We start from the raw sequence: 13,412 nt of genomic DNA, 5'->3' as shown, positions 1-13,412 counted from the left end.
GAAAGTTGCAAAGAATAGAGCGCTTGCTGCACAATAAAGGTACTGGAAAATTGGAGTGATAGAAGTGAAAGAAATACAGGTAGAAGTTATTCAAGGGCGAGGCTCTTACCGAGAGCTTGGTAAAATGCAAGGGGAATTACATAAAGGAACAAAGCTGTTTGAAAATCATCAAAAAAGAAGAAAACGTTCATTACGAAGCTATCAAACGATAGCAAAAGAAGCTCGTCATTATTACGACTTATTTGCTCCCGGACTGTGGGACGAGCTATTGGGCCTAGCAGAAGGCTTAGATTGGCCTCTTGAAGACGTCATACATGAGTACAGCGGGTATCAGCAAGAGTGGAAGAAAACGGGATGTTCTGCTCTTATGCAGCACGGTGTGTATGTGCGGAACTACGATTATCATCCGAAAACGTACGAAGGTCGATTTTTGCTTTTTCAGCCAAATGAAGGATATGCAAGCGTCGGGTTTGGAACAAGAATGATTGGGCGAATGGATGGAATGAACGAAAAAGGATTAGCAATTGGCTATCATTTTGTTAATCGCCGCCGTCAAACGAACGGATTTATTTGCTGTACGCTTGCTCGGTTTATTTTAGAAACATGTGAAACGACAGAAGAGGCTGTTGCTATTTTAGAAAGGGCACCGCACCGTCATGCGTTTAATTATTCCATTTACGACCGCAGCGGACAGGGAGCAGTAGTCGAAGCATCTGGACGAGGCGTTCATGTACAAAGAGGAACGATGATGGGGTGTACGAACCATTTTAATCAGCTGGTCGAAGAAAATCGTCATCATTTGGTAGAGTCAAAGGAAAGGCTCGATCATATTCGAGATCATATTGAAAAAAAGCTATCGCCTCTTGAAGCTTTTTCTTTATTTAATGAAGATGAATACGGTATTTTTAAAGAAGATTACCGGAATTCTGCTGGAACGCTTCATACAGTGGCATATGTACCGGAGACGCTGCAAGTCATTGTGGGAATTGGACGAAAAGCAAAACCTCTTATTTTCTCGTTTGAGGATTGGGTGAAAGGAGAACAATTAACTATAACGAAAATAAAAGGAACGGTAAATACAGACGAACCATTTCCGTTTCAGTAAGGAGCAGCATAATGAGAATTGTAACGAATCAAGAGATGTATCAAGTAGATGATTATATGACGAATACAATTGGGATGAGTGAAGAGTCCCTTATGGAAAATGCCGGACAGGCTGCTGCAAACGCGCTGAGTGAGCGAATCGAAAAATATGAAAAAATAGGGCTGCTTATAGGAACGGGAAACAACGGAGGAGACGGCTTTGTTATTGCCCGTGCTTTGAAGTCAAAAGGCTATGAAGTTGACGTCTGGGTAGTTCCTGCACGGGAGAAAATAAAAGGCGCAGCTAAAAAAGCCATGATCATCTATGGAAATGCTGGATTCGCGTGGCAATCGGCGGGAGACAACTTCTCTGTGAAAAAGTATACGGTCCTTATTGATTGTTTATTAGGTATAGGCGTAAAAGGCAGCATCAAATCTCCTTATGATAACATTATAAAAAAAATAAACGACTCTAAGGCTTACATATACAGCATCGATGTCCCAAGTGGAGTAATGGAACAGAAGCAAGAGCTTACGGTACGTGCAGATGCTACGATTACGCTTCAGCAGCCAAAGATCACGGCATTTACATACCCGAGTAAAGAAAGCTATGGTGAATTGATTGTAGTAGATATCGGTATCCCACCGCTAGCAATTGAAAAAAGCTCACCTCTTAAAGAGGTATGGTCAACTCAGCATATTAAGAAATCTTTTCCCATTCGGAATGCTTCGTCCAATAAAGGTACACATGGAAAAGGAATCGTAATAGGAGGTTCACTTCAAACACCCGGAGCGCCGATGCTAACGTCAAAAGCAGCACTCACAAGCGGAGCAGGGCTCTTAACGCTTGCGCTTCCGAATGATATTCATGCGATTGCAGCTGCTCACATGTTAGAAGTGATGTATAAGCCATGCCCAAGCAAAGATGGCTTTTTTGCAGGCGAGATTCCTTTAGAAGAAGCAAAGTACGATGCAATTGCAGTTGGACCAGGGCTTGGGAGAACGGAAGAAACGAAGAAAGTTGTCGAACAAGTACTTCAACAGCCCGTTTCTGTTGTAATCGACGCAGATGCTCTTTTTCATCTGCCGGATTTGATGAAAGAAGTAAAAGAAAGAGAACACGCAACGGTTTTAACACCTCATCCCGGAGAAATGGCTAGACTCGTGGATACAACAATCGCAGAAGTAGAAGCAAATCGATTTTCGATATCTAGCCAATACGCAGTGGAAAATGGTGTGTATCTTGTATTAAAAGGCCCAAACACGATCGTTACAACGCCGGATGGAAAACAATACGTAAATACCACTGGAAACGCAGGACTCGCAAAAGGTGGAACGGGTGACACGTTAACCGGAATCATCCTCGCTTTTATTATGCAGCATGATTCTCTTCAAGAAGCAATCAGCAATGCGGTATATGTTCATGGAAAAGCAGCGGATGTGCTGCTCGATCAGGGGCATACAATGATAGATATGTTAGCAAGTGACGTTATTTCTGCACTTCCGGCAGTCTTCGGGCAGCTGAATGAGAAGTGATTTCTTCTGGATTATTAAAATTTGTTGACAAAATCCTTCAAAAAGTTGTCAAAACTCTGTGTAAATGATAACGTTATTTTACGTAAGATTTTACATAGAAAGAAAGTGATGTTGTGTACTACTCAATGAGACCAAGAGGCATTCATTTAGCTGTGCCTACACTTTTCTTCCTTATTACAGTCGTGTTATTTGCGATGATGCAGTTTGGTTTTTATTTGGATTCCAGCATTCTTCGTAAAATTTGGGTCATCATTATGGCTTTATTGCCCATTGCTGGACTAATCACGGCTATTAAAGGTAGAAGAGGAAGCGCAAAGCCGTGGTTAATTATAGGAAACGTGATTCTTATTTTAACCGTTACAATAATGAGCGTACAGGCTATTATTTATTAAACAAAAAAACGTGTTCGCCAAACAGGCGGACACGTTTTTATTAAGAAAGAGAAACGATTTGCTTTGTTACATAGGCAGCTTCTCCTGCGATTACCACACCATACGTATTTTCTTTTTTTGTAATTTCTACATGAACGAAGCCATTTCTATCTATTTCCTGCCCTTGTTCAATCACAAATTGCCAGCGGTCGATTTTTTGCTGATCCACATATCTCGCATAATAGGCGCCCATCACGCCAGAAGCTGTTCCCGTTACAGCATCTTCTACCGTACCCGAAAATGGTGAAGAGAAATGTCTTCCGTGCATATGAGCTTCTGAGTGAATCGTTTCAAAACAAAAGGGATGAATAGATGCTTTTGGCATATCAGTTAAAATATGAGGGAAATCTTCTTGATTAGGCTTCATCTTTTTACAGGCATCTAAACTTTTTAAAGGTACAATAAGCGTCCAGTTTCCTGTACTTCCATATACAATAGGAAGTCTTTGATCAAGGTCATCAATATGAAGATTAAGAGCTTTTGCCAGCTTTTCTGTTGAACCTAAAAACGGATGAAACTGCGGAGAAGCTTGAGTCATGGTGATAACAGGTTGTCCGTTTCTGCTCTGTACAGTCATAGGCAAAATTCCAGCATTTGTTTCCACTGTGAATGTAGTCTTTTGAAGTTTGTTTTTACTATGTAAAGCATAAAGAGAAGCGACAGTCGCATGGCCGCACAAATCTGCTTCTTGTCCGGGCGTAAAGTATCGAATTCGTAAATCAGCGCGGGAAGACTTCATGATAAAAGCCGTTTCGTTAAACTGTGCTTGATAAGCAACCTCCTGCATTTCTTCAGTTGAAAAATCATCTCCGTTAAACACGATTCCCGCAGGATTTCCTTTATTAGGGCGGGTGCTAAACGCGTCGTATTGATACACAATCGCTTCTTTCATAAAAATTCCCTCCATTTTTATATCATTATATGAAAGCTATAACCATCGTTATTTAGAATAAAAAAACAGCAGTTTTTACCTGCTGCTTTTCATTTTGCAAAACTATTCTTGCATCGCGGCATTTATTCCTTCTTTTCTAACTTCTAGCATATGAGTAGCTTTTTTATCAATACCTTTAGCTGTATCGGAAGAAATGACGCCTACGCTGCTTAAGTCATAGGCAAGACTTGTAACAAGCAGCTGCTCTCTTTGTGCGAGTGTGCCGTATGTAAGTGCAGCGGTTTTAGCTTGAATGCCACTCATATTTAATTCATCAGTAGAAGAAGCTGCTTCTTTTTTTGCGGCTATTGCTTCTTGATAAAGGGAATCATATCCTCCAAACCCTACTTGGGCAATTAGAAAGTTATAAATGTCATCGGCCGATTTTTTCGAAGGCTGAGAAAAAGCTCTTTGAAATTTATTGCGCGGTAAAAAGTTTAGTGCCGCCTGTCTTCCGTCTTCATAAATTTTTTCTTGTATTTCTTTAGTAGCTTTTTCGTCATTTTTTTTCTGTGCTGCATCTAGCTGTTTGCGATATTTTTGAATAATGACTCCGTCCTGCTGATTGTTTCCCTCTTTGAAAGTAGCTGCGGCTTGTGGAACATCTGACGTTGCTAGCGTCTCAGCGGCGTTCTCTGAAGAAGAAAAGAACGTATTTTTGACAAAAATAAGTGCAAAGATTAGCAAAATAAACCATAAAAACCTAAATTTCTTAAACAAAACGTTCACCTCTGTATAATATTTCTAATTATGTAAAACAACATCGATCAGTATACAACAATTTTAGTGTCTTTTTACACATTTACCCAAAAATAAGAAAATAGTAAGAGGTGGTTTTATTAATCTAATAGATATATAGGTTCATTGTTATAGTTCGAAAGAAACCATTGATCTATTTGTACTGATTTACATAGTCGAATATGTTTTTGCTAATAAGGCTTAAAGTGACAAGAATAAAAAGCGTTCGGACGTACGTCACGCCTTTTGATAAAGCGACGTTTGATCCAACGAAAGAACCCACGATCATCGCAAACCCCATAATTAATCCGTAAGAAAATACAACAGAATCAAAATACAAAAATACAAGCAAAGCACCTAAATTACTGCCGAAATTTAAAAATTTTGCGCTGCCTGCTGACTGCAGGAAATCAAATCCCATAAATAAAAAAGCAAATAAAATAAATGAACCTGTGCCTGCTCCTAAAAATCCATCGTAAAAGCCAATGATAAAAATAAGTGCAGTAAAGAAAATAAGTTTCTTAATAGACAGCGGCTTATACGTGGACGTGGTGCCCCAGTTTTTTTTGAAGATTGTATAAATAGCAACTAAAACAAGGAGAATCAAAATAACAGGTTTCAAAAAAGCAGAGGATAGAAAATGAACGGTGATTGAACCTCCCAAAGAGCCAATAAATACAAAAGGAAACCATTTACCCACAACGCGAAAATCGACTTTTCCGGATTTGACAAATCGAATGGTACTCGTTAATACGCCCATCGTTCCAGCTAATTTATTTGTAGCTAAGGCAGCAGCGGGCGGCAGGCCTAAAAATAAAAGAGCGGGTGTAGAAATTAAACCGCCTCCGCCCACTACGGAGTCAATGAATGCAGCTAAAAAACCAAAGAGTAAAAGCAAAAGAACAATCTGTAAACTTAATTCTTCCATAAAGCACCTTCCTCATGTCATAATATATATATAGTGACTACTTAAATAGTAACTATATAAAAAGCAGTTGTAAATATGTAAATGATGAAAATTTCAAATAACTTAAAAAACAGGGAGGTTTCCTTTATGGAAAATATTATTCAGCAGCTGCAGTCGCTTGGATTTAATCAGTATGAATCAAAAGTATACGTGACGCTTGTCAAAAAAGGATCTTCCACTGCTTATAGCATTAGTAAACATTCAGGTGTGCCAAGAGCGCGTGTATACGATATTTTACAAACACTAGAGGAAAAAGGCATGGCGTTAAAAGAAGAGAGTAATGATGGCACCCAGTACACGTCGCTGCCCGTCGATGCTTTTTTGCATTCGCTGCAGAAAAAATGGAACGAAACGTATGAAGACGTTAGCGAAACGCTTAAACGTCTTGAAACTGCAGAGTCTATAGAAGAAAGCCGGGTTATGACGATGAAAGGAGAAACAGCCATTCTTGCTTTTTGTGAGTCGCTGCTGCTAAAAGCAAAAAATAAAATTGTCATCTCGCTTTGGCCTGATATTTATAATGAGTTGAAGCCTCTTTTATTACAGCTAAGGAAGAGTGTCACACTAAAAGGAATTGTGTTTGAACAAGATGAAGCGATGGAGGAATTTGACCGGCACCGCCATACAAGCTATACCGAAAATATTGGGAATCAAAACTGGTTTATTATATCTGTTGACAGCAGTGAAATGATTTATGGTCATAAAGAAATGGCTTACTATACCAATAACGGAGTTAACATTAATTTACTTGAAAACTATATTTGGCATGATATCCTCGTTAACAGACTTGTAGAAAAAAGTGATCGAGAAATGGACAGGTGGATCGAAAGGGAAAGAGAAAGCTTTTTTGCGTAGAAAAGAGACTTAGACATAACGAAATCACTTCCATCGAAAGACGAACAAACGGGATAAATGATTTAGTATGAATGGCTTGTTACATCGCAGTTAATTTCCGTGCAAGGCTTCGCTTTCCGCGGGCGGACGATGAGCCTCCTCGTCGCTTACGCCCCTGTGGGGTCTCATCTGTTCCGCTTTTCCCGCAGGAGTCTTCGCCTTGCCCTCCAATTAACTGCTGGAAGCAGCCACCATGCATGAAAGCTACGTTCACTTTACCAACAGAAAAATCCGAACAAAGTTGATGCTCCATTAAGAGTCTCAAGCCCTCGTTCGGATCTTCCTTTAATCAAAATATTTTTGTTACAGCCTCTTTATATTAAAAGGTTTGGGCAAGTTTTTTTGCTTCTGCTATTCCTTTTTCTTTAATTTCCTGAGCTTTATCTGGCATTGCGTTATGCCCTTCGACAAAAATGCCGTCTAACGAAGGGACTCCAAAGAAATTCATCATAATTCCAATATAGCGATGCCCCATTTCCATATCAGCTGCAGGACCTTCAGAATAAATGCCTCCGCGCGCTTGAATATGAAGCGCTTTTTTATCCGTTAATAGTCCAACCGGACCTTCGGCCGTGTATTTAAATGACTTACCCGCTACGGCTACAGAGTCTAAATAAGCTTTCATAACCGGTGGAAACGAAAAGTTCCACATAGGAGTTACAAAAACATATTTGTCCGCTCCTACAAACTGTTCGCTCAATTCTGCAAGGCGATTGACCTTTTCCTGTTCATGAGAAGAGAGTTCCGAGCCAGACTGAAGTTTGCCCCAGCCGCTAAATACATCTGCATCAATATGAGGGATATTTTCTTTATAAAGGTCAATATGTACAACTTCGTCACTTGAATTGTGCTCTTTGTAAGCATCGATAAATGCTTTTCCAGTTGCCATACTGAATGATTGAGACTCATCGTGAGGATGAGCTGTAATATAAAGTACTTTTGCCACGTCTTATCATCTCTTTCTTGTTTGAAATAATGTACTGTCTTATCGTTATCACTCCCATAAAAAACTATACGCGCTTTGTCAGGTAAGCTAAAAAAGAGCGCAAGAAATGGATGTCTATATAGAAAATAATGGTATAATAAATGTTTGAATATTTACATAACAAGTATGTGTAACAGAAAGTAGATAAGAGGTGTCGAGATGAAAGAAAAATGGGTAATCGTCACGGGTGCAGGTGCTGGAATTGGAAAAGAAATTGTAAAAGAATGTGTGTCGAAGTGCTATTCAGTTATTGCTTGTGATAGTAATGAAGTAGCTTTGAAACAGCTAGCTGAAGATACAAAGGGCCATATTGAAACGTATGTAGTAGATGTTAAAGAAGGGAAGGCCGTAAAAAATCTTTTTTATCAAATAAAAGATAAAAATCTATATGGATTAGTTAATAATGCGGGCGTGTATTTAGGGAAAAATTTATTGGATTATGAAGAAAAGGAAATAGATTTTGTGATGGACACTAATATTAAAGGATATATTTATTTCTCCAAATACTTTGGTGAATTATTAATGGAAAAGGAAACAGAAGGAGCAATTATTAATATATCGTCCGTATCAGGAATGGAAGGAAGCTCCGATGCTATATATGGAATGTCTAAAGCAGCGATATTAGGATTAACCAAAAGCTGTGCAATGAATTTTTCTCCTTATATCCGTGTGAATGCCGTAGCACCTACAATGGTAAATACCGATATGATGAAAAATATTCCAGAGTGGCGCAAAAATGAATACATCGATCATCAGCTGATTCCAAGCTTTGTTACGCCTCAAGACGTGGCAGATACCGTTCTTTTTTTACTGAGTCCTCAAGCAAAACATTATACAGGAGCTACCTTTGATTTAAATAGCGGATGTTATTTACGATAAATTATCTTTTAAACGAGTAATCGAGGCTGGACAAAAATATTTTAGTTAAGAATAAATTCGAATGATCAATCGGTATTATTGACTGACCATTCGGATTTTTTACTGTTATTATAGACGTTGGTTTCACCGCTTCTAGCTGTTGATTGGAGGGCAAGGTGAAGACTCCTGCGGGAAAAGCGGAACAGATGAGACCCCACAGGCGCGTAAGCGACGAGGAGGCTCATCGGCCGCCCGCGGAAAGCGAAGTCTTGCACGGAAATCAACAGCGGTGTCAAGAGCAATCCATATGAGTTTATTAATCCAATTTGCTCGTCTTTAGATTGGGTTAATTCCGTTATGTCCCATCCTCCTTTTTGTTTTCTTAAGAATTCTTAAGAAATTTACTTAACGTTTCTTTAGATTTTTTTTCTATTCTAGAAAGAAAGAGTAGAAAGAAGGAATAGAAAATGAATTTAGCTTTTATGTATCAATATTTTCACCAGCCGCGAACGGTAGGAGCGCTTTTGCCAAGCTCTACGCACTTAGCGAAAAAAATGGTGAAAGGGATTGATTTTGAACATGCAGCCTGTATAGTAGAGTACGGGCCAGGAACCGGAGTTTTTACCCGTGAATTAATAAGAAGACGAAGCGCTTGTACAACTTTGCTTCTTATCGAATACAATCGGCATTTTTACGAAAAAGTAAAGGAACAAGTAAGAGATGAAAAAAATGTGTATGTGATACACGGCTCGGCTGAACATGTTCAAAAGTACTTGATACAGTATGATATTTCAAAAGTAGATTACGTACTATCAGGTCTTCCTTTTGCTTCTTTAGCAGCTGAGGTGTCAGATTGTATTTTGCAAAACACGCGAAGCGTATTAGCTGATGAAGGGAAATTTATTACGTTTCAGTATACGAATTTAAAAAAAGAGTTGATCCGCACGTTTTTCCCCCACATTAAAGTTGAAAAAGAGTGGAGAAACGTGCCTCCCGCATACATTTTTTCATGCGAAAAGAATGAGGTATAAGGAGTTTGTAAATGAAAGACAGAATTTTAATTATAGATGACGATGAGCAAATTCGTAATTTAATTGCTATTTACTTAGAAAATGAAGGATTTGAAACGCTGAAAGTTTCTAATGCTGTATCTGGATTAGCGCTTTTAGAGGAACAGGAAGTAGATTTAATTATATTAGATATCATGATGCCGCAGATGAATGGAATCGACGCAGCTTTTAAAATACGTGAAGAAAAAAACATGCCCATTATTATGCTTTCGGCGAAGTCAGAAGATATGGACAAAATTTCTGGTCTAACAGCAGGCGCAGATGATTACTTAACAAAACCATTTAACCCACTCGAACTCATCGCACGAGTCAAATCACAAATTAGACGCTATAAAAAATACAATGAACGCGCTGAGCGTGACGTTATTCAAATTGGCGATTTGGAAATTAACCGCAGCACCCGCCTTGTATTTGTGCGCGGCCAAGAGATTCGTTTAACGCCAAAAGAGTTTGATATTTTAGAGCTGCTGGCACGCAACAAAGGAACAGTGATGAGCATGGGGAAAATATATGAAGCCGTGTGGCAAGAAGACGCGTTTAAATCGGATAATACTGTAATGGTCCATATCACAAAAATTCGTGAAAAAATTGAGGATAATCCGAAAAAGCCCATTTATATTAAAACCATATGGGGCGTAGGATACAGGATATGAGAAGAATAAGTGTAAAGCTTCTTTTTGCTATCATTATAAGTTTTTTGGCTACCAATTTAATTTTTATTTTAATTGCTAGGCTTGTTTTGAGCAGGTATATACAAGAAGAGAAAATGAATGTCCCTGCATATAATGTATTAGCGTTTGGACTTTTCTTTATCGCCGTTGTGGTCTTTGTTTTTGCTTTTTTAGCACTTATTCGTTCCCATATTCGTTATCTGAAAGAAATCTCTAAACAAGTTCAAAAAATCTCAAATGGAGATTTAGGCGCAACCATCCATGTACGAGGAAAAGATGAGCTGGCTGAATTAAGTCAAAACATTAACAAGATGTCTGCGCAGCTTCGTACAAAGTTTGATCGTGAACGAGAGCTGGAGCAATTGAAAAATGAGCTAATATCAAGTGTGTCTCACGATTTGCGTACGCCTTTAACTTCCATTGTGGGGTACCTCGATTTAATCAAAAAAAGAGAAAATATGGATGATCAAACATTAGATAACTACTTATATATTGTGGATTCAAAAGCAAATTATTTAACGGATTTAATAGATGAGTTGTTTGACTATACAAAATTAACGAGTCCGGATTTTCAGCTTCAGAGAAATGAAATTGACATGAAACGTTTGCTTCAACAGGTAATAGGAGAGTACGAGCCAATTTTAACAAGAGAAGGCATTGAAATTCAGACTAACTTTGCTTGTGAATGGCATGCATTTATTGATGTAGAAAAAATGGTAAGAGTCTTTCAAAACTTGCTCGAAAATGCCAAGAAGTACAGCGAAAAGCCTTCCGTATTAGAGGTGAATCAGGAAATTGATGAGGATTCGTTGGTAATTTCCTTTAGTAACAGCATTAACATCAGTGAAAAACTTGAGGTGGAAAAGTTATTTGATCGATTTTATCGAGGTGATGAATCAAGAACGAACGTAAATGGTTCAGGTTTAGGGCTGGCTATTGCAAAACAAATTATTCAGCTGCATCAAGGAGAGATACGAGCAGAGCGTCAGCATAATAAGCTCACTTTTTCGATAAAGCTGCCGCCTAACACAAGAAAGCCTTAAGAATCACTTGTAAAGATTCTTAAGGCTTTTTGCGACTATTTTAATGCCGTATTCAAATTCTGCAAGCGTCGCATAAGAAAAGGATATTCTGATATGCTGTGACGTTTCATGGTCATACAATGCGCCTGGATTTAAAAGAACTCCTTCGTCGAGACAGTGCTTAAATAATTTCCGCATCGAAACAGGCTTATGCAGCGTCAGCCAAAAATAAAAACCTCCGCTCGGAGTATTCCACGCAGCAAGACTTTTTAAATACTTCTCTAAAATAGCCTGCGTTTGCTGAGATTTTTCTTTTAATTTATAGCGTACGCTGGCAACGTGCTTGTCATAAATTCCGGTTTTTAGAGCTTCAGCAGCGGCCCATTGAGATAAGGAACTGGCTCCGTAGTCAACTTGCATTTTAAGGTCGGCCAATCGCTCAATTACATGTTCAGGCCCTACAATCCATCCAATTCGAAATCCCGGACTAAATGTTTTAGAGAACGTTCCTAAATAAAGAACCACTCCATTTTTATCTCGAGCTTTTAATGAAAGCGGAGGCGGTGAATGGAACCAAAGCTCTCCGTAAGCATCATCTTCAATAATCGGCAAATGCATTCTTTCACACTGGCGAAGCAGCTCTTGGCGCCTTTGTTCACTCATCGTTACATTGGTAGGGTTATGAAAGTTCGGTATTGTATATAAAGCTGTGCCTTTTTCTTTTTCGTGCTGGTCTTTTAATGAAGTTAAATGCATTCCTTCTTCGTCTAATGAAACGCCCGTTAGTTTCATTTGTGCGGACTGAAATAACGGTAGAGAATAAAGATAAGAAGGCTTTTCAGCTAATATATTGGCACCTGGAGGCAGCAGGCCGATTGAAATTAACTGAAGGGCTTGAAGTGAACCGGATACAATTAAAATAGATGAAGGAGACGTTTCAATGCCGCGTTTTTTTACATGCTTCACTAACTCTTGTCGGAGCTCATCATTTCCTCTTGGGTGCTCGTAGCCCAAGTGTACGCTTCTATGGTTAGTTCCGCTAAATAGTTCCGCAAGATGATGGGAAGGAAGCAGGTCAGGTGCTAACTCTCCAGTTCCTAAACGAATAATGCCCGGTTGAAATTCAGCTTCGTTAATATGGCGGATAGTCGGAGAATTTGGTTGGTATATTCCTGCTTCTACATACGAATTCCAGTTCATGTGAGAACCTGATGCTAGTAAGCTCCACGTATTGTTGATGACCTTGGTGCCGCCTCCTTTGTTTCCGCTGAGCAGTCCTTCAGCAATTAAGTTTTCGGTTGCCGTCACCACCGTGCTTCTATTTACAGAAAAGCTAGCAGCTAAATGGCGCTGAGAAGGAATTTTCGTTCCAATAGGCCACTCTCCATTTATGATTTTCTCTTTCATATACTCTTGAATTTGTTTGTGCATTGGCTTTTTATCAGCCGGATTTGGAGTCCAGTTCATGTGAGACCACCTTTTTATAATTTGGTTGGTATTATAAATCAAAATTTGGATGGAGACAACAAGGGATGTCAATTGTAGGATAAAAGAGAAAGGAGAGAACAACATGTTTACAGTGGTTATACATGCTTTATTGTTAGCATTCGGTTTGATTTTACCTTTAGGAGTACAAAATGTGTTTGTTTTTAACCAAGGAGCAAATCAACGAACCATCAAACAGGCGCTTCCTGTAGTGGTAACGGCTTCTGTTTGTGATACGATTTTAATTCTAGTAGCAGTGCTGGGAGTTTCAGCAGTAGCCGCTACTTTTTCATTTTTTCAAGCGCTTATTTTTGGGATAGGTTTTCTTTTTTTAGCGTATATGGGCTTTGTGACGTGGAAGAGCGAACCTTCAAAAACGTCAGTAAAGGAAGGGATGACGGTGAAAGCACAAATTTTATTTGCTGCTTCTGTATCTCTGCTAAATCCTCACGCGCTGATGGATATTATGGGTGTAATCGGAACAAATTCTCTACTGTACAGCGGAAAAGAAAAATGGATTTTTACGCTCGTTACGATATCCGTTTCGTGGATATGGTTTTTATCCTTAGCTTTTGCAGGAAAAGCAGTAGGGGAAATGGATTCAAATGGGAAAATAATGATTTGGGTCAATAAGGCTTCTGCATGTATGATTTGGGGAGTAGCTCTTTACATGGCAAAAAGTATGTTTTTTCAGTGAAATAGGCGCTAAAAGAAAAGTTATATAATAGAAAGCTAGGGGTA

General features: G+C 39.0%; 15 protein-coding genes and 1 pseudogene. 10 read left to right on the top strand and 6 right to left on the bottom strand.

The features are described from left to right. Nucleotides 1-64: 64 nt before the first annotated feature. From ACWATA_RS13620 to ACWATA_RS13610, 3 genes are all read left to right on the top strand, one after another. The gene (locus ACWATA_RS13620; RefSeq protein WP_098999896.1) at nucleotides 65-1,105 is read left to right on the top strand and encodes a C45 family autoproteolytic acyltransferase/hydrolase; all 1,041 of its coding nucleotides are present in this window, start codon (nucleotides 65-67) and stop codon (nucleotides 1,103-1,105) included. Between the two features lie 11 nt (nucleotides 1,106-1,116). Next, nucleotides 1,117-2,619 carry an NAD(P)H-hydrate dehydratase gene (locus ACWATA_RS13615; protein WP_098999897.1) on the top strand — a complete coding sequence of 501 codons (1,503 nt, stop codon included), beginning with the start codon at nucleotides 1,117-1,119 and terminating at the stop codon, nucleotides 2,617-2,619. Nucleotides 2,620-2,732: 113 nt separating this feature from the next. Further along, nucleotides 2,733-3,011, top strand: a complete 279-nt coding sequence (locus tag ACWATA_RS13610) for a hypothetical protein (protein ID WP_223260155.1) — start codon at nucleotides 2,733-2,735, stop codon at nucleotides 3,009-3,011. A 40-nt stretch (nucleotides 3,012-3,051) separates the two neighbouring features. Here ACWATA_RS13610 and ACWATA_RS13605 read toward each other — a convergent pair whose 3' ends face one another. The 3 genes from ACWATA_RS13605 to ACWATA_RS13595 form a co-directional block, all read right to left on the bottom strand. Next, a complete protein-coding gene (locus ACWATA_RS13605; RefSeq protein WP_323873749.1) occupies nucleotides 3,052-3,942 on the bottom strand; it encodes a PhzF family phenazine biosynthesis isomerase in 891 nt (296 codons plus the stop codon). Between the two features lie 102 nt (nucleotides 3,943-4,044). Further along, a complete protein-coding gene (locus ACWATA_RS13600) occupies nucleotides 4,045-4,710 on the bottom strand; it encodes a hypothetical protein (RefSeq protein WP_223260154.1) in 666 nt (221 codons plus the stop codon). A gap of 163 nt (nucleotides 4,711-4,873) precedes the next feature. Next, nucleotides 4,874-5,647 (bottom strand): sulfite exporter TauE/SafE family protein, encoded by a 774-nt coding sequence (locus ACWATA_RS13595; protein ID WP_013056888.1) that lies wholly within the window; start codon nucleotides 5,645-5,647, stop codon nucleotides 4,874-4,876. Nucleotides 5,648-5,773: 126 nt separating this feature from the next. On the opposite strand from ACWATA_RS13595, the gene ACWATA_RS13590 reads away from it, so the two are divergent. Further along, nucleotides 5,774-6,541 (top strand): TrmB family transcriptional regulator, encoded by a 768-nt coding sequence (locus ACWATA_RS13590; RefSeq protein WP_473049921.1) that lies wholly within the window; start codon nucleotides 5,774-5,776, stop codon nucleotides 6,539-6,541. A gap of 79 nt (nucleotides 6,542-6,620) precedes the next feature. Here ACWATA_RS13590 and ACWATA_RS13585 read toward each other — a convergent pair whose 3' ends face one another. Together ACWATA_RS13585 and ACWATA_RS13580 are read right to left on the bottom strand one after the other, a co-directional pair. Further along, nucleotides 6,621-6,833 carry a hypothetical protein gene (locus tag ACWATA_RS13585; RefSeq protein ID WP_223546565.1) on the bottom strand — a complete coding sequence of 71 codons (213 nt, stop codon included), beginning with the start codon at nucleotides 6,831-6,833 and terminating at the stop codon, nucleotides 6,621-6,623. A 66-nt stretch (nucleotides 6,834-6,899) separates the two neighbouring features. Then, nucleotides 6,900-7,526, bottom strand: coding sequence for an FMN-dependent NADH-azoreductase (locus tag ACWATA_RS13580; RefSeq protein ID WP_028413489.1), 627 nt, complete (start codon nucleotides 7,524-7,526; stop codon nucleotides 6,900-6,902). A gap of 198 nt (nucleotides 7,527-7,724) precedes the next feature. On the opposite strand from ACWATA_RS13580, the gene ACWATA_RS13575 reads away from it, so the two are divergent. The 5 genes and pseudogenes from ACWATA_RS13575 to ACWATA_RS13555 all read left to right on the top strand — a co-directional run bounded on the left by ACWATA_RS13575 (nucleotide 7,725) and on the right by ACWATA_RS13555 (nucleotide 11,220). Continuing rightward, nucleotides 7,725-8,444, top strand: a complete 720-nt coding sequence (locus ACWATA_RS13575; RefSeq protein ID WP_099330906.1) for an SDR family NAD(P)-dependent oxidoreductase — start codon at nucleotides 7,725-7,727, stop codon at nucleotides 8,442-8,444. Between the two features lie 139 nt (nucleotides 8,445-8,583). Then, the gene (locus ACWATA_RS13570) at nucleotides 8,584-8,763 is read left to right on the top strand and encodes a hypothetical protein (RefSeq protein ID WP_080963388.1); all 180 of its coding nucleotides are present in this window, start codon (nucleotides 8,584-8,586) and stop codon (nucleotides 8,761-8,763) included. Nucleotides 8,764-8,890: 127 nt separating this feature from the next. Then, entirely contained in the window at nucleotides 8,891-9,454 is a 564-nt protein-coding gene (locus tag ACWATA_RS13565; protein WP_033578874.1) for a class I SAM-dependent methyltransferase, read from the top strand. 11 nt (nucleotides 9,455-9,465) lie between these two features. Further along, a complete protein-coding gene (locus ACWATA_RS13560; RefSeq protein WP_034265788.1) occupies nucleotides 9,466-10,146 on the top strand; it encodes a response regulator transcription factor in 681 nt (226 codons plus the stop codon). Next, a pseudogene (locus tag ACWATA_RS13555) lies at nucleotides 10,143-11,220 on the top strand (HAMP domain-containing sensor histidine kinase). The gene ACWATA_RS13560 and the pseudogene ACWATA_RS13555 overlap by 4 nt, the downstream one beginning before the upstream one ends. Here ACWATA_RS13555 and ACWATA_RS13550 read toward each other — a convergent pair. Next, on the bottom strand, nucleotides 11,211-12,653 hold the full coding sequence (locus ACWATA_RS13550; RefSeq protein ID WP_033578877.1) for an aminotransferase-like domain-containing protein: 1,443 nt from the start codon (nucleotides 12,651-12,653) through the stop codon (nucleotides 11,211-11,213). The pseudogene ACWATA_RS13555 and the gene ACWATA_RS13550 overlap by 10 nt on opposite strands. 103 nt (nucleotides 12,654-12,756) lie before the next feature. Here ACWATA_RS13550 and ACWATA_RS13545 point away from each other — a divergent pair, with 103 nt between their 5' ends. Further along, nucleotides 12,757-13,368, top strand: a complete 612-nt coding sequence (locus ACWATA_RS13545) for a LysE/ArgO family amino acid transporter (RefSeq protein ID WP_034265797.1) — start codon at nucleotides 12,757-12,759, stop codon at nucleotides 13,366-13,368. Nucleotides 13,369-13,412: the final 44 nt, after the last annotated feature.

Source organism: Priestia sp. USM5, assembly GCF_058323215.1.
Note: the sequence above shows the minus strand (reverse complement) of the source record. Positions and strands in the feature narration are given on the sequence as shown.